Genomic DNA, 24,879 nt, shown 5'->3' on the forward strand with positions numbered 1-24,879 from the left:
AACCCTTTCTTCATAAAAACTACTTTTATCCTTCTTTCTGACGGCGCGCTGCCAGGGGTCTTTACCCCTGATCCCCCGGAGGAAAAGGGCCGAATATTTCAGGAAAGGCGCCACCAATGATGGCTGCAACCTCCTTTTCGGCAAGCGCATCTGTGTCAACTACCAGATCAGCGCTTTGGCGATAGAGGGGCTCCCGCTGCGCCAAAGTTTTTCTCACTTCCTCGGAGAGCGATTCCCCCGACAAAGACGGGCGATTTTCGCCGCTGGCCGCATCGCCTTCCATCCGCCCGCTGACAGTATCGGCAGAGGCGACCAGCCAGATTATCCTGCCGTTTTTTTTGAGGCATTGCATATTCGCCGGATCAAGCACGGCGCCTCCGCCGGTGGCGATAACCACACCTTCCGCCCCGGACACCTCCTCGATCACGGAGCGTTCTTTTTCTCGAAACGCCGTCCAGCCGTCGGCGGCGACGATCATGGCGATATTCTTTCCGGCGCGGCCGCAGACCAGCTCATCCGTGTCAAAAAAAGGGCGACCGCTCATCTCTGACAAAAGCCGGCCGATTGTAGTTTTTCCGGTACAGCGGTACCCGATGAGAATTATGTTCATCAATACAGACTCTCCAGAGTTTTCCAGAATCCGGGAAAGGATTTCCCGACGCAGGCCTCATCCTCGATCTCCATCCCCGGCGCGCTCAGGCCCAGAATCGCGAAGCTCATCGCAATGCGGTGGTCGTTGTAAGTTTTTATCCGCGCGCCGTGGGGAATTCCCCCTTCGATAATCAGACCGTCGGGCAATTCCTCGGCAACGATTCCGGTTTTGCGGAGCTCCGCGGCCAAGGCGGCAATCCGATCGCTTTCCTTCAGCCGCAGATGGGCAACATTGCGGATGATGCTCCGGCCTTGGCGCGCCGCACAGAGCACCGCAAGCGAGGGAACAATATCCGGCATTTTGGCCATATCAAATACCATCTCCCCGTTCGGCATTTTTCCCCCAAGCACTTCAATCGCTTGCTGTTCGCGGCTGACCGCGCAGCCGAGGTTCTCCAAAACATCCAGAAAGCCGATATCGCCCTGGCGCGTTTGCGGATCGATGTTCTCCACCCGGAAGCGGCCCTTCAGCAGAGCGGCTGCGAGAAAGAAGTAGGAGGCGCTCGAGGCGTCGCCCTCGATCGTAAATTCCCGCCCCTGATAGAATTGCCCGCTGGGGACAATGTAACGGTTATTGCCGGCTAATGCAACCCTGACGCCAAACGCAGCCATTGTCTCGATCGTCAGGGCAATGTAGGGCAAAGAGGGAATCCGCCCCTCCAGGACAATCGTTATCGCCCCGGCAGCGTATGGGGCGGCAATCAGCAGCGAGGACACGTACTGGCTGCTTCCGATATCGCACAGTACAACTGTGCCGCCCCGCAGCCCGTATCCGCCGATCGTTACCGGCGGATAACCTTTTTCTCCTTCAGTATGGCTCTCTACGCCAAGAACGGCAAGGGCATCCAGCAGCGGTTTCAAGGGCCGTTCACAGAGGCGGTTGTCGCCGGTCAGCAAAAATGGTCCCTTTCCCAGGGAAACAATCCCCGCAAGCAGACGCAGCGCTGTGCCGTTATTGCCCAGCGATATCGCCCTGCCGGTTTTCGGGATCGCCCCGCCCGCCCCTTGTATTAACAAATCAGCGCCGCTCTGCCTTATTTCTACGCCAAGCTTCCGGAACGCCTCGGCAAGAATGAGCGTGTCGTCGGCGACCAGGATATTTTTCAGCCGCGACTCTCCCCGGGCCAGAGCGGCGATCGCCATCGCCCGCTGCGTCAGGCTTTTCGAACCCGGCAAGCCTACAACCGCCTTGAGATTTGCCAGTGGTTTAATGGCGATCATTACGACGGCTCCCCTTCAGCGCCCCACGGATAGGAACCAAGTATCTTGAGAAAGGCAGTCCTTCCCCTGAGTTCCTCCAGGCACCGCCGCGTCTTTTCCTCTTCGCCATGGCCGGTGAAATCGGCAAAGAAGAGGTATTCCCAAAGCCGCTCCTTCATGGGCCAGGATTCGATTCTGGTCAGACTTATTCCCGCCTCGGCAAAGGGAGCAAGGGCATGCTGCAGGGCCCCGGCCGCATGAGCCGTTCCAAAAAGGATCGAGGTCTTGCTTTTTTCCGTGTCCCCCCCCTCCTGCCGGGCCGGTTTTTTCCCGATGACAAAAAAACGGGTCGTGTTGAGAGGGCTGTCTTCAATGCCCTCGGCCATAATTTTGAGGTTGTAGAAATCAGCGGCCAGGCTGCTTCCGACGGCAGCCCCGGAGGGATCGGCAAGCGCCCTGCGGGCCGCCCCCGCCGTGCTTTCCACCTCGATGAGGGAAGCGACCGGCAGGTATCTGCGGAGCCACTGCTGGGATTGCGCCAGGGCCTGGGGGTGCGAATAAACCTTTTGGACATCCCCCCTCTCGTTGCAATTGGACAGCAGACAAAGCCGTATCCGTAAAAAAACCTCCGCCCGGATGACAAGCGGGGTCGCGATCAGACGATCCAACGTCGCCTTAACCGAGCCTTCCGTTGAATTTTCTATGGGAACAATCCCCCAATCATTTTCCTTCTTTTCGACACTGTTGAAAACATCGGCAATTGCGGACTTGGGCGCGGCCGTGATGCTGTTTCCGAAATGAGCCAGTGCTGCCTGATGGCTGAAAGAGGCCTCCGGTCCCAGGTAGGCGACGCTAACCGGCGCCTGCAGGGCCCGCGAAGAGGAGATAATCTCCCGAAAAATATTTTTCAGGGAGCAGTCGGGTAAAACTCCTGCAGTATTTCCCGCGATATTGCGGTAAATATTCTCCTCCTGGGACGGGTCGTAGATTTCGCGGCCAGCCTCTTTTTTGATTCTGCCGATCTGGAGCGACAAGGAGGCGCGCTCATTGAGAAACCTGATGATTTCGCGATCAACCCCGGTAATTCTTTCCCTTAACTCTTGGAGGGCATTTTCGCTCATAAGCTAAGTTCCTCCAGCGTTTCTCTCAGGATTTCTTCGCGGATGCCTCCCTGGATGAATGGTTTGCCCAATCTGCGGATCATGACAAAATTGATTATTTTTTTCCCCCCTTCATGGACATTGAGCTCCGCTTTTTTGTCCAGGGACAACCGTGCCAGAATGGCATCGATATCAATACCCGCTGGAATCTTGTATTGAAACCCGACTGCGCGGAGCGCGGATTTGATCCTTTCCCCGTCGCCTGCCGGCAGACCGTGGAGTTTTTCGGAAAGGCGCGCCGCAGCCGCCATGCCGATCGCCACCGCTTCACCGTGGGATAGCTTGTAGCCGGATGTCGCCTCCACTGCGTGGCCAATGGTGTGCCCAAAATTGAGAATCCGCCGCAGCCCCCCTTCCCGCTCATCGAGCTCCACAATGCTCTTCTTGATCCGGCAGGCTTCAATAACTATTTTTGTCAAAAACAAAGGGTCCCGCAGGCCGTTTTTACCGGCGGCTTTTTCGATATCCTTGAGCAGGGAGGGCCTTTCTATGGCGCCGTATTTGATCACCTCGGCAAAACCGCTCCGGAAAATCGCGTCGGGAAGAGTTTTTAAAAACTCTGTATCAATAAAGACCCCTTGTGGTTGATAGAAGGTCCCCAGGATATTTTTCCCGGAAACGGCGTCAACTCCGGTTTTTCCGCCGATGCTGCTGTCCACTTGGGCAAGCAGGGTGGTTGGCATCTGGACAAAGGGAATGCCCCTCATATAGAGCGAAGCGACAAAACCGGTCAGATCGCCGATCACGCCTCCGCCGAGGGCAACGAGCAGCGTTTGCCGGTCCGCCCCGAGGGAGATCAGGCGCTCGGCAACCTCAAGCACGGAAGCCAGCGTCTTTGTTTCTTCGCCCGGCGGCAGTACGATCCGCTCTATCCGGAGCCCGGCTTTTTCCAGGGCCTTTTGCACCCGCTCTCCATGCAGGACGTCAATCGTGCTGTCCGTGACGACCACACAGTGGCTTACGGTTCCGCTTTTGCCCAGCGCCATCCCTGCCCAGTCCAGAATCCCCTCGCCGATATTAATCTGATAGGAGTCGTCACGGTTCTTTTTAAGCGTTAATCCAAGCTTTCTCATGACAGCTTCCCGATTTTGTTCTGCATGGCGTCCTGCATAATCCTTACCTCGTCCATCAGGCGGTAAAAAACCTCGGGGCGCAATGACTGCGGCCCGTCGGAAAGGGCCTTTTCCGGTTCCGGATGGATCTCGATGATCGCCCCATGGGCCCCGACGGCAACCGCCGCGCGGGTAAGCGGAATGATGTATTTCGCATGGCCGGCGGCATGGCTGGGGTCAATGATAACCGGCAGGTGAGTCAACTCCTTGATTACTGGAACGGCGCTTATATCGAGGGTGTTTCTGGTTGCAGTCTCGAAAGTGCGGATTCCCCGCTCGCAGAGTATCACCTGGTTGTTTCCCCCGGAGAGGATGTATTCGGCGGACATCAGCAGCTCCTCGATTGTCGTCATCATTCCCCGCTTGAGCAGCACCGGCTTGCGGGACAGACCAACCCTTTTCAGCAGGGCAAAATTCTGAACATTGCGGGCGCCGATCTGAAAGATATCGCTGTAATCCTCGATCAGATCAATATCCTTCGTATCCATGACCTCGGTTACGACCGGCATGCCCATTTTCTCGCCCACATTTTTCAGTATCTTCAGCCCTTCTTCCCCCATCCCCTGAAAGCTGTAGGGCGAGGTGCGCGGTTTGAAGGCGCCGCCCCGCAGAATCTGGGCGCCGGCCTTTTTGGCGATGTACCCGCATTCCATCATCTGTTCCGCGTTTTCGATCGAACAGGGCCCGGCTATTACGGTAAACTGCGGCCCCCCGATTTCCACATTGCCGACCCGGACAATCGTCTCTTTTTCCTGGAATTCCCTCCCCGCGAGCTTATACGGTTTGAGGATCGGTACGACCTTTTCCACCCCGCGCAAGAAAGCGACGGATTTCAGCAGCACCCTGCCCTGATCGTTTCCCACGGCGCCGATGATTGTCCGTTCCACCCCCTCGGAAATGTGGGGTCTGTAGCCAGCCGATTCAATCCAGGCCATTACCTCGTGGATATCTTCTTTTGTTGAGTTTTTTTTCATCAGGATAATCATCTTTTGCCCCCTTAATAAAAAAGGCCGTGGCGAGCTTCTCGCTCTTCCCACAGCCTGAAACAAAAAAGCCATGGGCAGCGTCTTTCCGTCTGTCCATGGCTTGGTTAAGTTAAGTTGATTCCTTACTTCTCCCTGAGCGCCGGGCAGACCGATCCGATAAAGTAATAAAACCAATACCAGCTTTCGGAAAAAACATTCGCTCTGCCCATTTAACTTACATCCCGCCCAAATATTTATGAACCCCAAACCTCATTTTCGGCGCTTACTGACCACATGTTTTTTTTCTTGTCAAGAAAAATTTTACAACACGTTCCATTTTATCTCTTGCATCTGCTCGGCCAACTGCTGTATCTCAATAGTCAATTTGGTGATCAAAATTAAATGCAGCGCAGGGCCCTGGATGGATGCTGGCTTAAGCTGCTGCAATATTGCGAAGCTCAAGATAATATGGGGCTCTGACCATGAACACTGATTTCATAATAATGGCGATCGCGGTGGTAATTGTTATTGTTCTTGCATTCTGGCGCTTCTCCAGCGGCAATTACGGCAGCCTTGCTCCGAACAGCGAGGTCGCCGCCGCTTACACGACATATCATATCGACCCTGACCGCAATTACTACGTAAGCGGACCCGCTGCTTTTCCCAACGCTATCCTCGGACTGGACAAATCTCTGACGCTGGATTCCGATTTGTGGAAGCGCATCGAACCGACACCGGACAAAATGAAAGATCTGGTAGAGAATATGACCATGCGGGCTGCGGAAACATTCCAGTCGCTTCAAGGATATGATGTCATCGATGAAAAAGGGCGCAAAACGGGAAATTGGTTTTCCCTTCCCGGGATAGACATCATGATCAGGAGAACGGGCGAAAACAGTTTCAGCATTTCGACGCCGGCGATCGAGACCGGCCAGGACAGATAACCGGTGCAGCCATACAGGCAGAACCATTCCGCCCTTTCATAACTGCGATACCCCTCAGAAATTTGCGCATGCGCTTTAAGATTCAACCCGTCAAATACGCCGTCGTTTTTCCAGCGCCTTCATATATTCGGCGAAAAGGTCGGGGGCGGTGGACTTCATCTCCCGCCGAATCTCAATAAAATTGATCCCGCTAACGCTGCGGAGGAAAGGCTCGTTGTCGCAAAGGACGATGCCTTTCGTGAAGATGCGGGCGGCAATAACGGGTTCGGAACTGCGGCGAAAGGCCTTCTGCAACTCCCGGTATCTTTCGGTGAAAGCGCTTAATTCATCAAGTATTCTGATCATTTTTGGCTTGAAGATTCCCCGGATGTACGCGCAGGCGGGAAGCCATTCGCAGGCCAGAGCCGGCGGCCAGCCATACTCTTCGGGTAAAAGCTGCAAGAGTTGTTTCAGCTCCTCGTCGCGCAGATGTTGCCAGTCAATGGCGCAGGGAGCAATCAGGCAGGCCTCGAAATAAAGCTGGCGTGCGGTCTCCCGGTTGCCGCGTTCCCACCAGGCGTCGCCAAGATAACCAAAAAGGGGTGCGCTTTCCCGAATCGAAAGCAGGCAGGTTTGCAGGGAGTGGATCGCCCGTTCATACTCGCCGGTCTGAATGTAAATGTAACCGACCGGGATGTCCCCGGCCAACTGGAAATCGTCCGGCAATGAGGCCTCTTCGACAGCAGCAGCAATCAACCGGAAGAAACGGCGCCGTAGTTTTTCCGGCATCCGGGCGTTGTACGCCAGCGCACCGCAGAATAACTCGAAGGAGCGCCAGAGTTGAAACAGCAAACCGGGCAGTTCCGGGCCGGCGGACGGCAGCAAGCTCAACTGCCCCTGCAAAAACCGGACGATCCGCAACTTCTCTTCCACATCCTCTCTGCTTGCGGGATAGAGATTGCGGTAGTCGGTCAATAAAACCTGCGCCTCGTCGAGACGCAGTTCGTTGAAAGCGTTTGCGGCGTCGTTCAGCAAAACAAATTCATCCAGAAAAAGCGGCATCTGTTCCATATTTGGCAATCATCCCTGTAATTTTAAAACCCTCTTTTTTCGATAATCCAATCGCAAAACACATTGCGCAAATCAGGGTAAAATTCTTCCGTCCGATAGCATCTTCTCGGAAATTAGCAAACAAAAAACCGCCTCATTCCACGGTAATTTTGTTCTCGTCCCTCTTTACCCACCTGATGCTGGCAACCCCTCCGGCTTTCATCACAACGCTGGCCGGGCTTGCGATGTTGCGCGTACTGCAGACGGCGTTTTCGACCGCGTTTCAAGACCGATTTACCTTTGGTGCACTTCTGACCTTCATCGTTACCGTTGCCAATGTTGCGATATTCAACATCGGTGCGCCCTTCTGGGGTCTGGTTTTCGGATTCTCCCTGTCTTGGCTGATCGAAAGGGATGATTTCCACGGCGGTAAGGCGAGAAACTCCCCTCCCGGCAGTTGACAAAACCGCTGACACCGCGCAGGCCCCCTATTTTCGCTGCAATAGATGCCTTCCCCGCACTTTTTCGCCGGAATCGTTCTTCGGGATTCTTTAAATGGCCTTATTAATGGATTGTCCCTTGCGTGGCGTCCAGGCGATTACGATCAGGCCGGAACTGCCGTCATCCTGCTCAGGCGATTCTTCAGGGCTTCCGGAAAAGCGCCGTTAGCCGACTTCAGCAGAATGGCTGGAACGCCCCCGAAGAGTTCGTAGCTGCGGGCCAGCACCCGGTCATCCCAGATGGCGTTGATGCTGTCTTTGTTCATTGTTTCCGACGTCAGAGCCGCTTGCCATCCGCCCAGCCAGCCGGTCACAACGCGATTGGCGAGTTGGGGAATCAGCCTGTTGGTATCCATCAAGCCATTCTTTTCCGAAGCGGGCATAAGGCGCCGGCTTTCCAGAAGCCAGGCCAGCGAAACCATGTCGTGGGCCACCACCGAGTCAGAGGCGATTATCAGACCATAATCCGGTTCAAAGACATAACCTTTGTCCGGACCATAGGTGGCAAGCACCTTGTCTGCCGCCGAAATCACGAGGCGCTGTTTATCCCTCAGGGTCGCAACCGTATTGCCTTCGGCTGTTTTCTCCTGCAGAGTGGCCGCGTCCCGGTGATATTCCAGGCGCGTGTCATGTCGCCAGTAACCCACGGCGGCTTTCAGCCCCAATGAGCTCCCCGCCAATACATGCCTGGAGCAGCGGGGCATCAGGACGATGTGCTGAATCTCCTTGAGAATATTGGGCATCATGAGGCCGCGCTTCCAGTGTGAACCGGCAGACGGAAAATCCTCATAAAAGGCCTCCCACCCGCTTTCCTCGAAGCAGTGCAGCTCTCCGCCAGAGGTCTGAACAGCCTTCGCCAACCCTGACGCAATCATCAAAGCGCGAGAGCTTCCGGAAAGAGATTTCGGAGAAAATCGCAGGTCCCGGACCCCGGACATGTCGCCCACAATTACCCTGCGCGCCCCTTTTTCCTTAAGGAGTCCGATCATGGAGGCAATGGCGGCAGGGCTTGTGGTGGCGGGATAGGGGCTGTCTGAATTGTTTACCGGTTTGATGAAGACGGCATCACCCCTGGACAGCCAGGAAAAGTCGGTGGACATCTCGGCGGCATTGCGGACCGCTGTTTTTATATCCTGCTCGGAAGCGCCCTTGCCCACACCTGCCAGAAATACCCTGGTCGGAGCGCCAGAGGCAAATTGTTCGGTCTTCATGGGATTCGGAGCTGCCCCGACGCCTTCGGCAAACGGACATAATGCAATTGCCGATGCCCCTGCCGCCGCTTTCAGAAAGTCTCTTCGTTCCATATTTATTTACCTCTTTGTTTTTTTGCGTTGATGAAGCAGGGTTCGTCCAATCTCTTAAAGAACCAGTCGCCGGCTAGCTTTCCAGGACAAAAAGCGCGTCGGCGACAAGCGGCTCAGCCCCTGCCAAAATAAGCGGATTGAGGTCTATCTCGGCGATCTCCGGGTGGAGAACGGCTATATTCCCCAACGTTTGCAGAATGGCGGCAAGCGCGGGTGCGTTTACCGCCGGCATCCCGCGAATTTCGCCGAGCAGCGCTTTGGCCTTGATGTCTTCAAGCATCTCCGCCGCCTCGGTAATCCCGAACGGCGCCGCGCGGAAGGTGGCGTCTTGCAGCGCCTCGGTAAATATCCCCCCCAGGCCGAACAGCACGCAGGGGCCAAAACCAGGGAATCTCGTCATGCCCGCGACAAACTCGCGGCGCCCGATGACCATTTGCTGGATTAAAATCGGTATTTCTCCACCTGCGGCGGTTCGCACCGCACAAAAGGCCCTCAGCAGGGCCTCTTTTGTCTGAATGTTCAGTTCAATCAGTCCCTTACCGGATTTGTGCATAATATTTGGGGAACACGCCTTGAGGGCAAGGGGAAACCCTATTTCCTCCGCCGCTTTTATGGCCTCTGCCTCAGAATCGGCTAATTGCTCCCGCGTGACGGGAACACCGTACGCGGCAAGGAGTCTTTTGGCCTGATGCTCGTCGAGGGCCTGCTGCCCGGCGGCAAGGGCGGTTTTCATTATTCTCAGCCCCTCCGCGGCAACTTCCGGCAGGATCGGCTTCACTATCGGCTTTCTCTCTTGTATCCGCAGGCGGCAAAGCAGCGAGGCCATTCCCCGCGCCGCCTTCTCCGGAGAATCAAAGACGGGGATATCGCCATCCATGTATCTGGACGTATTGTCGTCGCCACGACCGAAAAAGGAGCTGATCACCATCGGCAGGTTATGTTTCCAGGGGAGAGCCAAAGCCTCGGTCATGTCGTGAGACAGCTGCCGGGAAGCCTCATCTTCCGTCATTCCCCCCGTCATCTCCTTCATGTGGTCGTAAACCATTTTTATAAAACCGGAACCCACTGCTCCGTGCAGGACAAGACCGTCAATCTCGCCGCTTTCCATAATCATTTCCGGAATTACGGTGGTCAGAACCTTCATCTCCCGGTGGTAGGTCAGATCAACCGGATTGGCGCTGGATGCATGGGGAGGAATCAACTCCCTGATTTTTGCCTGCAACCCGTCGGAAAAACGGGGCACAATCATTCCTCCCTGATCGGCGTTGTGGGAGATCGCCGTGCCCGGTCCTCCGGAATTGGTAACAACCGCAAGCCGGCGACCGCGCAGCGGCGGTTGGGTCGCGTGCGTCCAGCCGTGGGCGTAGAGTTCTTCAATGGAATCGCAACGAATGATCCCGGCCTGCTTAAAAATGCCCTCGTAGAGAAGATCCGGCCCGGCCAGCGAACCGGTGTGACTCAGACCCGCACGGGCGCCGGAGGCGGAACCTCCCACGTACTGGGCAAGCACTGGCTTGTGGGGAGTAATTCTCTGCGCTGCTTCAATAAAACGTCGGCCGTCGCGTATCCCTTCTATATACATGACAATCGCCTTCGTCTGCTCGTCCTGGCCGAGGTATTCAAGGGCGTCAGCCATATCGATGTTGGCCTCGTTGCCGCAACTGATTGCCTTGCTGAAGCGGATTCCCCGTTCCCGAAGATACCAGAGCGTCTGGGTGACGTAGGTGCCGCTCTGGGAAACCATGCCGAGCGCTCCCGGTCTTCTGTCCATCTTACCGATAGTCAGGTTTAAGGGAAGCGCCGTGTTGACGATCCCCATGCAGTTCGGACCGAGAAAGCGAAGCCCGTAAGTTTTCGCAATTTCCTGCAGGCGTTCCTCCAGAGCCCTGCCTTTCGGGCCGATTTCCTTGAACCCCGCGCTGATGATTATTGCCCGCTTCGTGCCAAGCTTCGCGAAATCTTCAAGCATGGGGATTACCAACGCGGTGGGAACGATCAGAAGAAGCAGATCCGGCGCCTCCGGAAGGGCGGACGCGGATGGGTACGCCTTGTGACCCAGGACTGTTTTCTCAGTCGGATGAATCGGATAAAATTGTCCCGGAAAACCATCTTTCAATATGGAAAGAGCCTGCAGAGTTCCCATTTTTTCCGGATTGTTGCTGGCGCCGGCGACCGCGATGGATTTGGGGCTAAGAAGCAGATGCAATGGATTTTCGGCCATGACTTTTCTCCCGTGTTTTTATGAATGGCCACAAGTCTCAAACGTGACAGGTAAAGACTATAGGGGATAAGGTCGGGGCTGTCAAGAAAAACGAGCGCTCGCTCGCAAAAAATTACTTTACAAAGTATGCGGTTAAGGTTTAGTAAGCAAATGTCAATTTCAAGCGAATTAATCAAATTAATATATCAGGAGGCAAAAATGAACGCGAACGAAAAGCAATACGATGTTGCAATCGTTGGGGGCGGACCGGCCGGGTTCACCGCGGGGATTTACGCGGTGCGGGCGGCACTCAGCGCAATCCTGTTTGAGGGGGCCTCGACTGCAAGCCAGATCACGATGACGGACGCGATCGAAAACTATCCCGGCCGGGGCGGTGCTAATGGCCTTGAATTAGTCGAAGACTTTAAAAAGCAGGCGGTGAGTTTCGGTCTCGAAACCGCAGCCGATGATGTTGCGGAGATAAAGAAAGCTACAGTGGACGGCAAGGAAGGATGGGAAGTGGTTGCGGAAGGCAAGAGCTATAAGGCGCTTACCGTGATTTTTGCGGCGGGGGCAAACTGGCGCCGCCTCGGCGTGGCCGGCGAGGAACGGTTCATCGGCAGGGGCGTTTCGTTCTGCGCTACCTGCGATGCCCCCCTGTTCAAAAACAGGGACGTTGCCGTTGTCGGTGGCGGGGATACGGCGATCCAGGAGGCGATCTATCTTACCAAGTTTGCCCGCAAGGTCACGGTTATTCACCGCCGGAATCGCCTGCGCGCGACGGCAATCCTGCAGCAGCGCGCTTTGGCCAACGACAAGATAGAATTTCTCTGGGATTCCGTTGTCGATAAGGTGGACGGCCTCGATCTTCTGCAATGGGTCAAGGCGCATAACCTGAAGACAAACGAGGATGTCAGACTTTCGGTAAGCGGGCTCTTCATCTTTGTCGGGTTGAATCCCAACACGGAGATGCTGCGGGCCTTGGTTGCTCTGGACGAACGCGGTTATGTCAAGGTTGACGCCAACATGAAAACATCGGCCCAGGGGCTGTTCGCCGCCGGCGATTGCATCGCCAAACAACTCCGCCAGGTGGTGACCGCCTGCGGGGATGGAGCGAACGCCGCTTACTCCGCCCAGCTTTACGTGGAAGATCTAAAGGGAGAGGCCTACTAAGTGGAGAATTTGATAGCCCTCTGGAGGGATCTCCCCTCTCATATAACCCCCTGGCTCTTGCAGATAGGGGCGTTTCAGTTGCGCTGGTACAGCCTGATGTATCTGGCCGCCTTTTTGAGCGTTTATCTGCTGATAATGCGCCGGATCAAAGTGGATGGACTGCCCTATACCGCCGAGCTGGTTCAGGATTTCTTTACCTGGGCGATCTTCGGGGTGATTGTCGGCGGTCGCCTCGGTTATGTGCTGTTCTACAATCTGGATTATTATCTCCAGCGCCCTCTGGAGATAATCCTTCCCTTTCAATTCGAGGACGGGATTCGTTTTACTGGAATAAGCGGGATGTCATATCACGGCGGCGCCATCGCCGTTCTGCTGGCCGGCATAATCTTCTGTTGGAAAAGGGGTATCGAATTCTGGCGTTTTGCCGATCTTTTCGCCTCGGCGATTCCCCTCGGCTACACGTTCGGACGAATCGGCAATTTCATCAATGGCGAATTATACGGAAGACCGACGGATGTCCCTTGGGGGATGCTTTTCCCCCTTGACCCGCGACACCTGCTGCGCCATCCCTCGCAGCTCTACGAGGCGTTTTTCGAGGGGATTGTCCTTTTCGTCATCCTCTGGGCGATCCGCAAGAAATTTTCTTTTACCGGTGCGATCGTTGCCTGCTACATAGCAGGATACGGCTTCATTCGCTTCTTTATAGAGTTTTTCCGCGAACCGGATAGTCAACTCGGTTTTGTGTATGGCCCGTTCAGCATGGGACAAATCCTGTGCATAGCGATGATCATGACCGGGACGGCGATTTACCGGTTTCGCAAAAAACAGTCGGGGAAAAGTCCATAACGCAAAGACCTTATTTCAATGTCCATTAATTAAGATTCTCATGGAGGAAAGCCAATGACAATGTTCAAGGAAACATCGATGGGCGCTGTATTCCAGAACCGCGTTGCACAATACGGCGACGAAACCCTTATTCTCTGGAAGAACAAGGGCAAATGGGAAGAACTCTCCTGGAAAAAGCTTAACGAATTGGTGCGCGTTCTGGGGCTGTTTCTAATTAACCGGGGAATCCAGCCCGGGGACAAGGTAGCGCTGTTCTCGCCAAACCGTTATGAGTGGTGGGTGGCGGATCTTGCCATTATCTCCGTCGGCGCCGTAAACGTCCCGATCTACGCAACCAATTCGGCGGAAGAGGCGCGGTACATTATCGAAAATTCCGACGCCCGGCTCTGCTTTGTCGGGACCAGAGAGCAGGCGGAAAAGATCCTCAAGGTCAAACCAGTGCTTCCGACCCTGAGCGAGATTGTACTGTTTGAGGAAGGAACAAGCCTCCCCGAAGGCGTTATCGCCCTGCAGGACGCCTATAGCGAAGGCAGGGGCTACCCGGCAAAGGATGATTTTGACAAAAGGCTGCCGCCCATCGGCTTCGACGATCTGGCAACGATCATCTATACCTCCGGCACGACCGGCCCCCCCAAGGGCGTCATGCTTACCCACCACAATTTCGTTGCCAATGTAAACCAGCTTCGGGCGGTAGATCCCGAGTTTCTGAGACCCGGCCACACCTTTCTCTCTTTTCTGCCCCTCGCCCATTCCCTCGAACGAACCGTCGGCTACTATAGCCCGATTTTCCTTGGCGGACACAAGGTCGCCTTCGCCGAAAGCACGGAAAAACTGCTGGAAAACTTTCAGGAAATCAGGCCCACGTTCCTGGTCAGCGTGCCGCGCATTTACGAAAAGGTGCACTCCGGAATAGTCGCAAAGGTAGCTTCCGCTTCCCCCGTCAAGAAAGCCCTCTTCAACTGGGCAATGGGGATCGCCAAGGAGAACCTGCCTTACGTCTGTGAAAACAAGCCCCGCACCGGCCTGTTTGCCATCAAGTACAACCTTGCCGACAAGATCATCTTCAGCAAGCTTCGCGTTGCCCTGGGGATGGACCGGCTCGAGGCGGCAGTTTCCGGAGGCGGCCCCCTGTCCGTAGCCGATGCAGAGTTCTTTCTGGGAATGGGGATCAAGGTGCTCGAAGGCTTCGGCCTCACCGAGACGGCCCCGGTTACCAACGGAAACATGCCCAAACATATCAAACCGGGAACGGTCGGCCCCGCGTTGCAGGACACGATCATCAAGATCGCTGAGGACGGGGAAATCATCATCAAGGGCCCCCAGGTCATGAAGGGATACTACAAAAACGAGGCGGCGACGAAGGCCGCCTTCACCGAGGACGGTTTTTTCCGTACCGGCGACATCGGCCAGATCGACGCGGACGGGTATCTCAAGATCACCGGCCGGATCAAGGATCTCATAATCACCTCGGGCGGCAAGAACATCTCCCCGCAGAACATTGAAAATGCCCTCGCGGCTTCTCCGTTAATCGAGCAGGCGGTGGTCATCGGCGACAACCGCAAGTACCTGTCGGCGCTGATTGTCCCAACGTTTGCTACCCTGGAGCTCTGGGCCGGGGAAAACAATATCGCCTTTGCGAACCGCGCTGAATTGATCGGCAAACCGGAGGTCAAAAGTCTCTACGAAAAGGAGCTGGCGGAGCGAATGAAGGATTACGCGCGGGTTGAGCAGATCCGAAAATTCACGCTGCTGGAAGCCGAGTGGTCTCAGAATACCGGCGAACTCACGCCGACGTTGAAGATGAAGCGACAGGTCATCAACCAGAAATACGGGCCGCTCATCGAAGCGATGTACCCGCCTGAATAGACGGGGAGACCTGGACAAGAGAGGGCAAGAGACGCGGCAACGAAAAACGGGGCGGGGTCAGGCGCATTTTGCGCCGTGCTCCGCCTCCACCTTGATCGATACCCCGCCCCGCACCGCAAACTCCGCCGTTATCTTGCACCAGCGCGGCGAAAGGACTTCGAGCAGATCGTCAAGTATCGCATTGGCCACGTGTTCATGAAATACCCCCTGATCGCGAAAAGACCACAGGTATAGCTTCAACGACTTGGACTCCAGTATCTTTTGGTCGGGGATGTATTGAATCGTCAGAGCCGCAAAGTCCGGCTGCCCGGTTGCCGGGCACAGGCAGGTGAATTCATCTGAGCGCATGGTAATCAGATAATCGCGCCCCTGGTTGTGATTGGGAAACGTCTCTAATTTCCGGACGGGTTTTTTGTCCCCTCCCAGCAGGGTCAGCCCTTCCAGATCAGTTTTTTCGGTGATCGTTGACATTTATTTCCCTTCTTCATGAATATATTCGGCTCAATAAAAACGAGCCGTGTTTCGACACGAGCATCCCCAAAAATAAAGAAGCTTCTGAACGGATTTTACCGCGTCGTTTGACCTTCTATATGAAACTGTTTGATCTTGTCCATATTTTTCTGGAAACAACTTTTTTATTGATAATCCTTCCTTCCTATGGTAAATGGCGAGCCCTGTTCAGTGGGGGATCGTTCAATGGTAGGACAACGGACTCTGACTCCGTGAATCGTGGTTCGAATCCACGTCTCCCAGCCATAAATAAAGGGCTCCCGCGAGGGGGCCCTTTCTGTTGGTCTCTACAAGTCTCTACGATGGTTTTGCATTGTATGCCCGGCCAAGAGGATCGCGGACGGCATGGGCAAGCTGCGCCTAGATCAACTCCGGCCTGACATGGAAGACTTCATCAAGGATGGTTCGCACCCTTGCCCGGAAGCCGTGTCCCGTCATGCGCTCGTTGTCATATCCGGAGTCCGCAATGTAACGTTGATGGTATTCTCGCTCATCGGTCGCGCCGTCGATCTGATAGAGGGGAAAACATATTTACCGTTGCCGGTGAGCGGATATATTTCCCGGAGTATTTCAAGGGCCTGTTTCGATAACGGAACGATGTGCGCTTGCTTCGTTTTCATCTTCTCTGTCGGGATGTTCCAGACGGCTTCATCAAGATTGATCTCCGACAATTCAGCGCGTCTCAATTCGCCAGGTCTGACAAAGTTACCCCAATAGTTACCTCCAAAAAACTTGGATTCAGGGAAACAACATAACATCATCCTGGACATAGACAAGAAAAACCCGCTATTTCTAACGGGTTCTTTCTCTTCTTTGGACTGTAGAAAACAACATGAAACATGCTATTGGCGGAGAGAGGGGGATTCGAACCCCCGTGAGAGCTTTTGGCCCCCAAATCGATTTCGAGTCGATCCCGTTACGACCACTTCGGTACCTCTCCGGTTCAGCAAGCCTTCCCGACCAAAGGGAAGGCTTTTATTAAGAATAATAATGGCAAGCGCTTTATTTATAGGACCGCGCATTGCCCGCTTCCTTCGGTAAGCTTTTTAACGCGGGGAGGATAACCTTTTCCGGCGAAAAAATCCACTTAAAATTTCTCCGCACGCTTCGTGTAAAACACCACCCTGAACGGCGACTGCGTGGTTGAGGCGCCGGTCGTCAAAAACATGATACAGGCTTTGGGCGGCGCCGTTTTTGGGATCGGCTGCCCCGAAGACAAGTCGCGCTATCCGGGTTTGAATGATGGCCCCGGCGCACATCAGGCAGGGTTCCAGCGTAACGTAAAGGGTGGCGTCGGCGAGGCGGTAATTGCCGATTAGCGACGCGGCCGCGCGGATGGCGAGAATCTCGGCGTGGGCTGAGGGGTCGTGCAGGGCAATCGGACTGTTGCAGGCGGCGGCAAGCAATTCGTCATTCATTACAATAACCGCGCCGACCGGCACTTCGCCGTTGGCCAGGGCCAGCTCAGCCTGGGCGAAAGCCGCCTGCATCCATTTTTCATCCATCTCCGGACTGCCCTGGCAATTTTTTAATGCTTTTATCATTTTCGCGAGGAGTGACTCTTTTTCGAATTAATTTTTCTCTGTTAACGTTTACACCTTTGACTTTTTACCGGAATGTAACCATAATACAAGGCAGAACGACAATTTACAGGCGGAAATCGGCTGCTTCATTTATAATTGCCCAACGGCTTGCGGTACACGATGAAAAAGAAATTCCTGATTCTTTTTATTCTGTTTTCACTGACAATTCACGCACTGGTGATCTTGCTTTCGCTCCGCCTCAAGCTGCCGGCAGTGACGCATCACGATCCGGTTATAAAGGTAGAGTTGAAAACGCCTCAGGAGGTGGAAAAACCCCGCGCCAGACATTCGAAAACGCCGACACGAACTTTTGCCGACGCTGGCACGGAAGCCGATCTCGCCAGTGAGGCGTCGGTGGGGCTCGAAAACCCCGGCGGCGTTTATGAACCTTATCTGCTGAAGATCCGCCGCCGGATCGAGAATCTTTGGTCATACCCGCCTCAGGCCCTCGCCGAAAACCGGGAGGGAAGCGCCGTAATCCGCTTTACCATAGCGGCGAACGGAACTCTGGCGGGCTCCACCGTACTCACCAGTTCCGGAAACTTTCTTCTTGATGAAGGGGCACTTGCCTGCATCAGGGGCGCCTCGCCCTTTGACCCGCTGCCCGCCTCCTTCAATCTTTCGCGCCTCAATGTAACCGCCACCTTCAGTTACCGGATAAATCTCTGAATGTATCAGATTTCGGCAATGATTCCTGCCAGGTCCCGGCTCGTTTCGAGAAGCCGGTCGCGGAGCTCGACCTGCTCCACCCACCTCTTTTTCTCCAGCGCCTCCCGGCGGTTTTGAATCTGGGCAAGCCTTCCTTCGAGGTCGGAGATCAGGTACCCCCAGTCTATCCGTGGTTCGGCCTTTTCCGGGTAGGCAACCACTTTGGGCTGCATCCCCGGCGTCAGCGTTATCTCCTCAAGATAATCGGGGATCGCCGCTACGACGTCGAAACGTTCCTTGATCAGCCTCGCCAGTTCCTGCTGGGCTGTGTACTCGCCATGTGTCAGAAAAAGTTTGACATCCCTGTTTTTAAAATGTCCGAACCATTCCAGAAGCTGGGTTTGTCCGGAATGGGCGGAAAAGCCGTTAATCGTGAATATCTTCGCGCGTACGGCGACATCCTCGTTCAGAATGTGAATCTTTTCGGCGCCGTCGATGATCTTCCTGCCCGGCGTCCCCTGCGCCTGGAATCCGACAAAGACAACGCTTGCCCCCTCCCGCCAGAGGTTGTGGCGCAGATGGTGCTTGATGCGGCCGGCATTGGCCATGCCGCTTGCAGAGATGACGATTGCCGGTCCCTGCGTATTGTTGATTGCAATCGATTCGGCGGTGGACTGGGTGTATTGGAGCCGGGGAAGCTGCAGCGGGTCGTCGCCGTTTTCGAGGATTAGTCTGGTCTCCTCATCCATGTATTTTTTGCATTTCTTGAATATCTCCGTTGCCTGGATGGCAAGCGGGCTGTCCACATACACGGGGATGTCGGGAAGGCGGCCATCCTTCGCCAGCAGGTGCAGAGAGTAGATCATCTCCTGGGTGCGTTCGACGGCGAAGGCCGGAATGATCACCTTTTCCTTCCGTTTGTAACTGTACGCAATCGCTTCCGCAAGTTCTTCAAGACTGTCCTTTTCATCCTTGTGGTTGCGGTTGCCGTAGGTGGACTCCATAAAGAGGAAATCCGCCTCTTCGATAACAACCGGATCGCGGACGATGAGTTGCGACGGCCTGCCTATGTCCCCGGAAAAGACGATTTTGCTCTGTTTCCCATCCTCGGTAAGGGACAGTTCCATCATCGCCGCGCCAAGGATATGGCCCGCATCCCGGAACGTAACCGTCAAGCCGGGAAACGGCGAAAAAGCTTCATCATAGGTGATTGCGGAAAAAAGGGGGAAGGAGTCCATTGCGTCTTTCTGCACATAGAGCGGGGTGCTGATGGATTCCCCGTGACGCCGCCGTTTTACGCTTTTCCATTGCGCTTCCATCTCCTGGATGTGGGCGCTGTCCAGAAGCATGATATGGAGAAGCTCCCGGGTGGGGGGCGTCATGTATATCTTGCCCTTGAATCCCTTCTGCACGAGGCGGGGAATCAGGCCGGAATGATCAATATGGGCGTGGGTCAACAGGACAAATTCGATTTCATGGGGGTTATAAATATCAACATCCCAGTTGCGCTTTTCTATCTCCTCGTTGCCCTGATGCATGCCGCAGTCAATGGCAAACCTGTGCCCCGCCGCTTCGACAATATAACAGGAACCGGTAACCGTCCTTGCCGCGCCCATCAGTTTTACCTTCATTTTCCGCCTCGCTGTTTTATTTTTTTCATTGTCCCGAAAAGGAACCCTGCCATGAACATTAAACTGCATTTTCCGCGTCGCTTCCCTATCATAACCCTTTCGAAACCGCAATTGTTCTTTCCCCGCAAAAGCGGCAGAGCCATTCTTTGTTCCTCATTCTGCCAGTTTTGCTAAATGCGGCTTGACAAAAGTCTTGTCCAGTCCTATAGATGGCGGCTTGTTTGGCTTTATTTGTAAAATATTGAAGATTACGGAGACCAATCGCAAGAAGGACAGTGGAATTGCAGCGCTGAAAATGGATGTGTTCAGGGAAACAATTTCCGGAAGGTTAAAAATCATGAACGACGAAAAAATAAGAACGCGTTTTGCCCCGTCTCCGACGGGTTATCTCCATATCGGCGGCGCCAGAACGGCCCTTTTTAACTGGCTTTTTACACGGCGGTACAACGGCACTTTTGTTTTGAGAATAGAAGACACCGATCAGGTGCGCTCCACGGATGAATCGACGCAGGCGATTCTGGATGCGATGCGTTGGCTGGGGCTGAACTGGGACGAGGGGCCATATTTTCAGGCAGAGCGGGTGTCTATTCACCGGCAGATGGTGGAAAAACTGATCGACGAGGGGAAGGCCTACTACTGTGACTGCACCCCGGATGAGCTCGACGCAAAAAGGAAAAAAGCCCTTGCCGAGGGAAGAAAACCCAAATACGATGGCTGTTGTCGGGACAGGGGACTGAAAAAATCGGCCAACACGGTCGTGCGGTTCCGCTGTCCGGAGGTAGGCGTCACGGTTGTCCGCGATCTGATCAAAGGGGGGATCTCCTTCAATAACGATGAACTTGACGACCTGATCATCGAGAGAACGGACGGGTATCCTACCTACAATTTCGCAGTCGTCGTTGATGACGCGCAGATGGCAATCACCCATGTTATCCGGGGCGACGACCATGTCAATAATACGCCCAAGCAGATACTGCTCTATGAGGCGCTTGGGTACGATATCCCGCTGTTTGGGCATGTTCCGATGATTCTCGGCTCTGACAAGGCGCGTCTGAGCAAAAGGCACGGGGCGACGTCGGTTATGGCATACAAGGATATGGGTTTTCTCCCCGAGGCCCTGGTGAATTATCTCGTCCGTCTGGGCTGGTCGCACGGCGATCAGGAGATTTTTACGATAGAAGATCTCATTCGCGAGTTTTCGCTGGAGTCGGTCGGTAAATCGCCGGCCGTTTTCAACCCGGAGAAACTCCTCTGGCTGAATCAGCATTACATAAAAAATTATCCCCAGGAGAAGCTCATCGCCGCGGTGACCCCTTTTTGGGCTGAAAAAGGCTTTAATCTTGCCGATGGCGAATTTGTCCGCAAGGCGATGGAAAACCTCCGCACCCGGTCGCGGACGATCGTGGAGATGGCCGATTCCGGAGCGTTCTTCTTCAAGGATGAGGTGGAATACGAACCGGCGGCGGCGGAGAAATTTTTGACGGCGGAGTATTTGGGACATCTGGAGGCGGTAGCCGAAAAGCTTCCCGGCGTTGCCGATTATACAAAAGACGGCATCGAGATTTTTCTGCGGGCGCTGGCCGAGGAGCGGGGCACAAAGCTCAAGTGGCTGGCCCAGGCCTTGCGGGTTACCCTGACCGGAAAGACGGTAAGCCCCGGGATAGACGAGATTATGGCAACCATCGGCAAAAAGCGCGTCCTGGGAAAGATAAACAAGGCGGTCGATTACATCAAGGCCCGCAGTAATTGATCAACTTTGATCTTGACAATTTGCCATTACTCAATTAGAAAGCACCTTCCACACGCGGTGTTGCCGCAGGGACGGTTGGCTGGTTTTTTGCTTATGGCCCAGCGGGTGCAACGATAATCATAAACCATGGTCCCATCGTCTAGTGGTTAGGACGCTGGCCTCTCACGCCGGAAACCGGGGTTCAAGCCCCCGTGGGACTACCAAAAATGAAAACAGTGGGTTCGGTGTTGTTCCCGGACCCTTTTTCTATTACTGAAAGTACTTTCCCCAGTACTAATCCCCGGTAGGCAATAAAAAAGGGTCGCATGACCCATATATCCCATCGCCTGACTTTATCGCCTCCGACCAATTTACCGTTCGCGCGTCTCTCCACCCCTGCGTTTTCGCAGGAAGGCCATGGTTCGCGAACGGCCAAACGGGCTATCTTGATGCCTGCTCCAAAGGTGCCGCAAATCTTGCTCCGTATCGATATCGTGCCACACCGGCGTCAGGTGGAATATACATTCTCTGTCGCGCAGACGGGCCAAGGTTTCTTCCAAAACGCTGTTTTCTCCCCGGGGAAGTTCGTTGAAAACAGCCGGAGCAAACGCCGCGGCGCGAAAGCCGATCAGATAATAGCCGCCGTCGCAGGCCGGGCCAACGACTGCGTCCTGTCCGTTTTCCAGCGCCTGAAAAGCCTCCTCGATCACCTCTGCGGTCAGATCCGGCGAATCGCTCCCAATAAGCAGGGACGCAGCAAATCCCTTTGCAAAGCATGTTTTAAAGGCATTTGCCATCCTTTCCCCGAGCCCTTCCCCTTTTTGCGGCGTATAGGCGAAGCGTTTGCCAAATCGGTCGCTGATCTCGAACTCACTTTCTGCCGGCGTGAAGAAAATCTCCAGATGGCAGTTCACCGGGGCCAGCGCCTCCAGCAGATCGTCCACGAAACAGCCGTAAAGTTCGGCGGCAAAAGAATCGCCGCAGGTCCCGGCCAGTCTGGTCTTGACCTTCCCCGGCTGGGGAGCGCGGACAAAGACCGCCAGACAACGGTTCTGATGTGCAGGATTGTTCAGCATTATGCCGGTCACTATTTTCCCAACGGGGTAAAAATCATCTCTCACGGGTTTTGAATTTCTTATGGAGCAAGAAGAATCTTCATGGCCCTTCCCGGTAAAACCGCGCGAGCCGCTCCGGCGTCACTCCGCAAAGGTACATAATCATCAGAAACCAGTTTCGCAACGTGCCGAAGGCCAGACCCTCTTTTTCCCAGCGCCGCGCCGACGTCATCACCGGCTCCCGGAAAATGGCAATCCTCTGCCCGCTTTGTTTGATCCTCTGCATGAGCTCCACATCTTCCATAATCGGAATCTCCTTAAACCCTCCGAGGCGCCGAAAGTAGGAAGTCCTTATGAAGATTGCCTGATCGCCGTAGGGGATTCTCGTCAGACGCGAACGCAAGCTGGCAGCCATTTCGATAATGCCGCGTCTGTCCGATTCAGGGCATTCGTCGTCTTAAAGATTCTAAATCTTTGATTATAATAGTATTTCGTAATGTTGACACACAGCCCTTATCGCGGAGTATTCTTAATTCTTTATTGATGCTCTCCCGGGAGACACCGAGGATGTTTCCCAATTCCTGCTGGGAGATAATCACCGAAAAGGATTCCGGATGATTTTCATAAGCGGATTGCGGCGCCGCCATTTCGACGAGTTGTTTTGCCAGCCGCGCCGATAAATTGAGGAAACACATCTCCGCCAACTGATCGTCGGTCTTGCGTAATCTCTTGGAGAGGGAGTGAAGGATGGCGCGGACGGCGTTTTCATTTTTTCCCAGAAAGAAAAGAAAATCCTTGCGGTTAAGGGCGTAGAGCTGAGAATCCTCAAGCGCCGCCGCATCGGCCGAGCGGGGCAGTCCATCAAGCAGTGCCATTTCCCCCAGAAATTCCCCTGGACCAAGAATCGCCAGCGTTACTTTCTCCCTCCTTCTGGATACGGATATTTTTATTCTCCCCTGCAAAATGATGTAAAAAGCCGTTCCTTCATCGCCCTGGCGAAAGAGGAGCTCATGTTTTTTGATGCTCTTGCGCCGCAGGAGGCCGGCCAAAAGTTCCCGCTCCGCCTCGGTCAGCAAGGCAAATAATGGGATAGTTTTAAGTATATTGATCAGCGCAATCAATTGCTCACCTAATCTGTGAAGAACATCACAAAGTGAATGTGAAGAAGTTCAAATATTTAACTGAAATTACCATTGACTATAGGATAATTCATCTTTATTCTACAGGCAAGGGAATTTACCAGGAGCCAATTGCAAAACTATTTATCATTCCCGAAAGCGGAGCTTAATGTACACAATGCTTCTATCGGGAATACGGTTTTTCAAGCAGTTAGAACCAGATTATGAACATTAAACTTCGTTTTCCCGCTTAAAATCATTGCGGGAATGACAGAATGTGAGAGTTTTGCAATTGCCTCCCAGGAAAGAAAAATATGCCAAGCCCTATGGCCATAATGGTTTTTATCAATAAGATAACACAGGGGAAAATTATGGAAAGAGAAAAAGTCCTTTTTGTATGCGTTCACAACAGCGCCCGCAGCCAGATGGCCGAAGCCCTGATGAATCACCTGTGTGGCGATCGCTTTGAGGCGAAAAGCGCCGGACTGGAACCGGGATTGCTGAACCCCCTTGTCGTCAGGGCAATGGCGGAGATCGGCATCGACATTTCCGAAAACAAGACCAAAGGCGTTTTTGACTTCCTCCAGACGGGCGAGCTGTTTTCGCTGGTCGTCACCGTCTGCGACGAGGCCAGCGCCGAGCGCTGCCCTTTTTTCCCCGGCGTCTTCAAGCGCCTCCACTGGGGGTTCCCCGACCCATCCCAGATTTCCGGCACGCAGGACGAAAAGCTGGAAGCCATCCGCAAAATAAGAGACGACATCAAAAACAGAATCATGGAGCTCTGCGCAACACGCTGACGGAAAAACACAGCCGCCCTTTCCGTCAGGCTATGCGCACAATGCCCGCCAGGTGTTCTTCTGGAGGAAGCTGCCTGAAACGTCCTCCTCCATCTCCTGAAACATTTTCAGCGGGACGGCAAAGGAAAACAGATTTCTGCCGAGCTGTTTCTTCAGATTATTCCGCGCGGAGAGGTCGGTAAGGCCGACCACCGCCCGGGGATTGTCCGACTGCGCTTCCCGGTAGGGGTAAATGCCAATGGTCTGGCATCCCGCGGCATACGGAATAATAGCGTTTTCATTCCCTTTTCTTCCGTAATTGGCCAAAATTACCAGGGCGGAAAGCTGATCCGGATCGGCAAGGAAAACAATTATCTCGGGTTGCTCTTTTTCGAGATCCACCTTTTCCAGGGGCTTAAAAAGCACATACCTTGCAGGAACCTGCATGATGGGCAGGTTGTCAACAAAATCCTTGACAAGTTCCGGCGTTTTAATGAACCCCTCACCCTGAAGGAAATCTTCGAGCCAATCCTTCTCGACAAAGGGCGCCAATTGCCTGGCCACTGCCTGGCCAGTTGCCGATTGTTCGTTTCCCGTTGACAAAAAACGGCAGAAGCATTCTATCCCTCCGGGAAAATTAAGGTACTGGTTACCGAAACCCAGGCCAATTCCCCCGCCCCAGCAGCCATACGTTTTCTCATCAAAGGCTGCCGCCTTCCCCTTCGCCGCGCTGGCCAGCATCCACATTACGCAGCCCCATTTGCCTTCCTTAAATCCCAGGGCATCTGCCGGCTTTTCGTCAGCCCAGAGAATGGCTACGGGGGGATATGCCAGTTTCAGGGCAACCGCAATTTTGCTTTCCATCATCCCTTTCTCCTT

25 protein-coding genes and 3 tRNA genes are annotated in these 24,879 nt (G+C 54.2%); 10 read left to right on the plus strand and 18 right to left on the minus strand.

Annotated features, from left to right (window positions below):
* Positions 1-61 precede the first annotated feature (61 nt).
* The 5 genes from K0B01_03780 to aroF are packed head-to-tail and all read right to left on the minus strand — an operon-like array spanning position 62 to position 5,109.
* Positions 62-610 (minus strand): shikimate kinase, encoded by a 549-nt coding sequence (locus K0B01_03780; protein ID MBW6485255.1) that lies wholly within the window; start codon positions 608-610, stop codon positions 62-64.
* Positions 610-1,872 carry a 3-phosphoshikimate 1-carboxyvinyltransferase gene (aroA, locus tag K0B01_03785; GenBank protein MBW6485256.1) on the minus strand — a complete coding sequence of 421 codons (1,263 nt, stop codon included), beginning with the start codon at positions 1,870-1,872 and terminating at the stop codon, positions 610-612. The genes K0B01_03780 and aroA overlap by 1 nt, the downstream gene beginning before the upstream one ends.
* The gene (pheA, locus tag K0B01_03790) at positions 1,872-2,972 is read right to left on the minus strand and encodes a prephenate dehydratase (GenBank protein MBW6485257.1); all 1,101 of its coding nucleotides are present in this window, start codon (positions 2,970-2,972) and stop codon (positions 1,872-1,874) included. The genes aroA and pheA overlap by 1 nt, the downstream gene beginning before the upstream one ends.
* Positions 2,969-4,084: a 3-dehydroquinate synthase gene (gene aroB, locus K0B01_03795; protein ID MBW6485258.1), complete on the minus strand. Its 1,116-nt coding sequence runs from the start codon at positions 4,082-4,084 to the stop codon at positions 2,969-2,971. The genes pheA and aroB overlap by 4 nt, the downstream gene beginning before the upstream one ends.
* Positions 4,081-5,109: a 3-deoxy-7-phosphoheptulonate synthase gene (gene aroF / locus K0B01_03800; protein ID MBW6485259.1), complete on the minus strand. Its 1,029-nt coding sequence runs from the start codon at positions 5,107-5,109 to the stop codon at positions 4,081-4,083. The genes aroB and aroF overlap by 4 nt, the downstream gene beginning before the upstream one ends.
* A gap of 461 nt (positions 5,110-5,570) precedes the next feature.
* Between aroF and K0B01_03805 the strand changes: the two genes are divergently transcribed.
* Positions 5,571-6,032, plus strand: a complete 462-nt coding sequence (locus K0B01_03805; GenBank protein MBW6485260.1) for a hypothetical protein — start codon at positions 5,571-5,573, stop codon at positions 6,030-6,032.
* 90 nt (positions 6,033-6,122) lie between these two features.
* On the opposite strand, the gene K0B01_03810 is transcribed toward K0B01_03805, so the two are convergent.
* Positions 6,123-7,082, minus strand: a complete 960-nt coding sequence (locus tag K0B01_03810) for a hypothetical protein (protein MBW6485261.1) — start codon at positions 7,080-7,082, stop codon at positions 6,123-6,125.
* Entirely contained in the window at positions 7,054-7,206 is a 153-nt protein-coding gene (locus tag K0B01_03815; GenBank protein MBW6485262.1) for a hypothetical protein, read from the minus strand. The genes K0B01_03810 and K0B01_03815 overlap by 29 nt, the downstream gene beginning before the upstream one ends.
* A 25-nt stretch (positions 7,207-7,231) precedes the next feature.
* Between K0B01_03815 and K0B01_03820 the strand changes: the two genes are divergently transcribed.
* Positions 7,232-7,522, plus strand: coding sequence for a benzoate/H(+) symporter BenE family transporter (locus K0B01_03820; GenBank protein MBW6485263.1), 291 nt, complete (start codon positions 7,232-7,234; stop codon positions 7,520-7,522).
* A 143-nt stretch (positions 7,523-7,665) separates the two neighbouring features.
* Here K0B01_03820 and K0B01_03825 read toward each other — a convergent pair whose 3' ends face one another.
* Positions 7,666-8,865 carry a DUF362 domain-containing protein gene (locus K0B01_03825; GenBank protein ID MBW6485264.1) on the minus strand — a complete coding sequence of 400 codons (1,200 nt, stop codon included), beginning with the start codon at positions 8,863-8,865 and terminating at the stop codon, positions 7,666-7,668.
* Between the two features lie 73 nt (positions 8,866-8,938).
* Entirely contained in the window at positions 8,939-11,086 is a 2,148-nt protein-coding gene (locus K0B01_03830) for an acetate--CoA ligase family protein (protein ID MBW6485265.1), read from the minus strand.
* Positions 11,087-11,284: 198 nt separating this feature from the next.
* Between K0B01_03830 and trxB the strand changes: the two genes are divergently transcribed.
* Genes trxB through K0B01_03845 form a run of 3 tightly spaced genes read left to right on the plus strand, consistent with a single transcriptional unit; the run spans position 11,285 to position 14,950 of the window.
* Positions 11,285-12,238, plus strand: coding sequence for a thioredoxin-disulfide reductase (gene trxB / locus K0B01_03835; protein ID MBW6485266.1), 954 nt, complete (start codon positions 11,285-11,287; stop codon positions 12,236-12,238).
* Complete coding sequence (gene lgt / locus K0B01_03840) at positions 12,239-13,084, plus strand: prolipoprotein diacylglyceryl transferase (protein ID MBW6485267.1); 846 nt, start codon at positions 12,239-12,241, stop codon at positions 13,082-13,084.
* Between the two features lie 54 nt (positions 13,085-13,138).
* The gene (locus tag K0B01_03845) at positions 13,139-14,950 is read left to right on the plus strand and encodes a long-chain fatty acid--CoA ligase (GenBank protein ID MBW6485268.1); all 1,812 of its coding nucleotides are present in this window, start codon (positions 13,139-13,141) and stop codon (positions 14,948-14,950) included.
* A 57-nt stretch (positions 14,951-15,007) separates the two neighbouring features.
* Here K0B01_03845 and queF read toward each other — a convergent pair whose 3' ends face one another.
* On the minus strand, positions 15,008-15,421 hold the full coding sequence (queF, locus tag K0B01_03850; protein ID MBW6485269.1) for a preQ(1) synthase: 414 nt from the start codon (positions 15,419-15,421) through the stop codon (positions 15,008-15,010).
* 211 nt (positions 15,422-15,632) lie between these two features.
* On the opposite strand from queF, the gene K0B01_03855 reads away from it, so the two are divergent.
* Positions 15,633-15,706, plus strand: a tRNA-Gln gene (locus K0B01_03855).
* Between the two features lie 188 nt (positions 15,707-15,894).
* On the opposite strand, the gene K0B01_03860 is transcribed toward K0B01_03855, so the two are convergent.
* The 3 genes from K0B01_03860 to tadA all read right to left on the minus strand — a co-directional run bounded on the left by K0B01_03860 (position 15,895) and on the right by tadA (position 17,004).
* Entirely contained in the window at positions 15,895-16,146 is a 252-nt protein-coding gene (locus K0B01_03860; protein MBW6485270.1) for a tyrosine-type recombinase/integrase, read from the minus strand.
* A 160-nt stretch (positions 16,147-16,306) separates the two neighbouring features.
* Positions 16,307-16,400, minus strand: a tRNA-Ser gene (locus K0B01_03865).
* 106 nt (positions 16,401-16,506) lie between these two features.
* Positions 16,507-17,004: a tRNA adenosine(34) deaminase TadA gene (tadA, locus tag K0B01_03870; GenBank protein MBW6485271.1), complete on the minus strand. Its 498-nt coding sequence runs from the start codon at positions 17,002-17,004 to the stop codon at positions 16,507-16,509.
* A 159-nt stretch (positions 17,005-17,163) separates the two neighbouring features.
* On the opposite strand from tadA, the gene K0B01_03875 reads away from it, so the two are divergent.
* Positions 17,164-17,712 (plus strand): energy transducer TonB, encoded by a 549-nt coding sequence (locus K0B01_03875; protein MBW6485272.1) that lies wholly within the window; start codon positions 17,164-17,166, stop codon positions 17,710-17,712.
* A gap of 5 nt (positions 17,713-17,717) precedes the next feature.
* Here K0B01_03875 and K0B01_03880 read toward each other — a convergent pair whose 3' ends face one another.
* Entirely contained in the window at positions 17,718-19,322 is a 1,605-nt protein-coding gene (locus K0B01_03880) for an MBL fold metallo-hydrolase (protein MBW6485273.1), read from the minus strand.
* 334 nt (positions 19,323-19,656) lie between these two features.
* Between K0B01_03880 and gltX the strand changes: the two genes are divergently transcribed.
* The gene (gene gltX, locus K0B01_03885; GenBank protein MBW6485274.1) at positions 19,657-21,072 is read left to right on the plus strand and encodes a glutamate--tRNA ligase; all 1,416 of its coding nucleotides are present in this window, start codon (positions 19,657-19,659) and stop codon (positions 21,070-21,072) included.
* 128 nt (positions 21,073-21,200) lie between these two features.
* Positions 21,201-21,275: transfer RNA gene (locus K0B01_03890), tRNA-Glu, on the plus strand.
* Positions 21,276-21,422: 147 nt separating this feature from the next.
* On the opposite strand, the gene K0B01_03895 is transcribed toward K0B01_03890, so the two are convergent.
* The 3 genes from K0B01_03895 to K0B01_03905 are packed head-to-tail and all read right to left on the minus strand — an operon-like array spanning position 21,423 to position 23,224.
* Positions 21,423-22,172, minus strand: a complete 750-nt coding sequence (locus tag K0B01_03895) for a TIGR04282 family arsenosugar biosynthesis glycosyltransferase (GenBank protein ID MBW6485275.1) — start codon at positions 22,170-22,172, stop codon at positions 21,423-21,425.
* 34 nt (positions 22,173-22,206) lie between these two features.
* Positions 22,207-22,521, minus strand: coding sequence for a hypothetical protein (locus K0B01_03900; GenBank protein MBW6485276.1), 315 nt, complete (start codon positions 22,519-22,521; stop codon positions 22,207-22,209).
* A gap of 25 nt (positions 22,522-22,546) precedes the next feature.
* Positions 22,547-23,224: a Crp/Fnr family transcriptional regulator gene (locus tag K0B01_03905; protein MBW6485277.1), complete on the minus strand. Its 678-nt coding sequence runs from the start codon at positions 23,222-23,224 to the stop codon at positions 22,547-22,549.
* A gap of 371 nt (positions 23,225-23,595) precedes the next feature.
* Between K0B01_03905 and K0B01_03910 the strand changes: the two genes are divergently transcribed.
* Positions 23,596-24,021: an arsenate reductase ArsC gene (locus K0B01_03910; GenBank protein ID MBW6485278.1), complete on the plus strand. Its 426-nt coding sequence runs from the start codon at positions 23,596-23,598 to the stop codon at positions 24,019-24,021.
* Between the two features lie 30 nt (positions 24,022-24,051).
* Here the strand turns inward: K0B01_03910 and K0B01_03915 are convergent, their stop codons facing one another.
* A complete protein-coding gene (locus tag K0B01_03915; GenBank protein ID MBW6485279.1) occupies positions 24,052-24,864 on the minus strand; it encodes a DUF169 domain-containing protein in 813 nt (270 codons plus the stop codon).
* Between the last annotated feature and the right edge of the window lie 15 nt (positions 24,865-24,879).

The organism is Syntrophobacterales bacterium (assembly GCA_019429105.1).
Classification (GTDB): domain Bacteria; phylum Desulfobacterota; class Syntrophia; order Syntrophales; family UBA5619; genus DYTH01.

Coding starts and splice junctions, on each gene's coding strand:
- trxB (MBW6485266.1), top strand. CDS start 11,285: ATGAACGCGAACGAAAAGCAATACGATGTTGCAATCGTTGGGGGCGGA.
- K0B01_03805 (MBW6485260.1), top strand. CDS start 5,571: ATGAACACTGATTTCATAATAATGGCGATCGCGGTGGTAATTGTTATT.
- K0B01_03915 (MBW6485279.1), bottom strand. CDS start 24,864: ATGGAAAGCAAAATTGCGGTTGCCCTGAAACTGGCATATCCCCCCGTA.
- K0B01_03875 (MBW6485272.1), top strand. CDS start 17,164: ATGAAAAAGAAATTCCTGATTCTTTTTATTCTGTTTTCACTGACAATT.
- aroF (MBW6485259.1), bottom strand. CDS start 5,109: ATGATTATCCTGATGAAAAAAAACTCAACAAAAGAAGATATCCACGAG.
- K0B01_03830 (MBW6485265.1), bottom strand. CDS start 11,086: ATGGCCGAAAATCCATTGCATCTGCTTCTTAGCCCCAAATCCATCGCG.
- K0B01_03900 (MBW6485276.1), bottom strand. CDS start 22,521: ATGGCTGCCAGCTTGCGTTCGCGTCTGACGAGAATCCCCTACGGCGAT.
- K0B01_03910 (MBW6485278.1), top strand. CDS start 23,596: ATGGAAAGAGAAAAAGTCCTTTTTGTATGCGTTCACAACAGCGCCCGC.
- K0B01_03880 (MBW6485273.1), bottom strand. CDS start 19,322: ATGAAGGTAAAACTGATGGGCGCGGCAAGGACGGTTACCGGTTCCTGT.
- queF (MBW6485269.1), bottom strand. CDS start 15,421: ATGTCAACGATCACCGAAAAAACTGATCTGGAAGGGCTGACCCTGCTG.
- aroA (MBW6485256.1), bottom strand. CDS start 1,872: ATGATCGCCATTAAACCACTGGCAAATCTCAAGGCGGTTGTAGGCTTG.
- K0B01_03810 (MBW6485261.1), bottom strand. CDS start 7,082: ATGGAACAGATGCCGCTTTTTCTGGATGAATTTGTTTTGCTGAACGAC.
- K0B01_03845 (MBW6485268.1), top strand. CDS start 13,139: ATGACAATGTTCAAGGAAACATCGATGGGCGCTGTATTCCAGAACCGC.
- pheA (MBW6485257.1), bottom strand. CDS start 2,972: ATGAGCGAAAATGCCCTCCAAGAGTTAAGGGAAAGAATTACCGGGGTT.
- K0B01_03825 (MBW6485264.1), bottom strand. CDS start 8,865: ATGGAACGAAGAGACTTTCTGAAAGCGGCGGCAGGGGCATCGGCAATT.
- tadA (MBW6485271.1), bottom strand. CDS start 17,004: ATGATAAAAGCATTAAAAAATTGCCAGGGCAGTCCGGAGATGGATGAA.
- K0B01_03780 (MBW6485255.1), bottom strand. CDS start 610: ATGAACATAATTCTCATCGGGTACCGCTGTACCGGAAAAACTACAATC.
- aroB (MBW6485258.1), bottom strand. CDS start 4,084: ATGAGAAAGCTTGGATTAACGCTTAAAAAGAACCGTGACGACTCCTAT.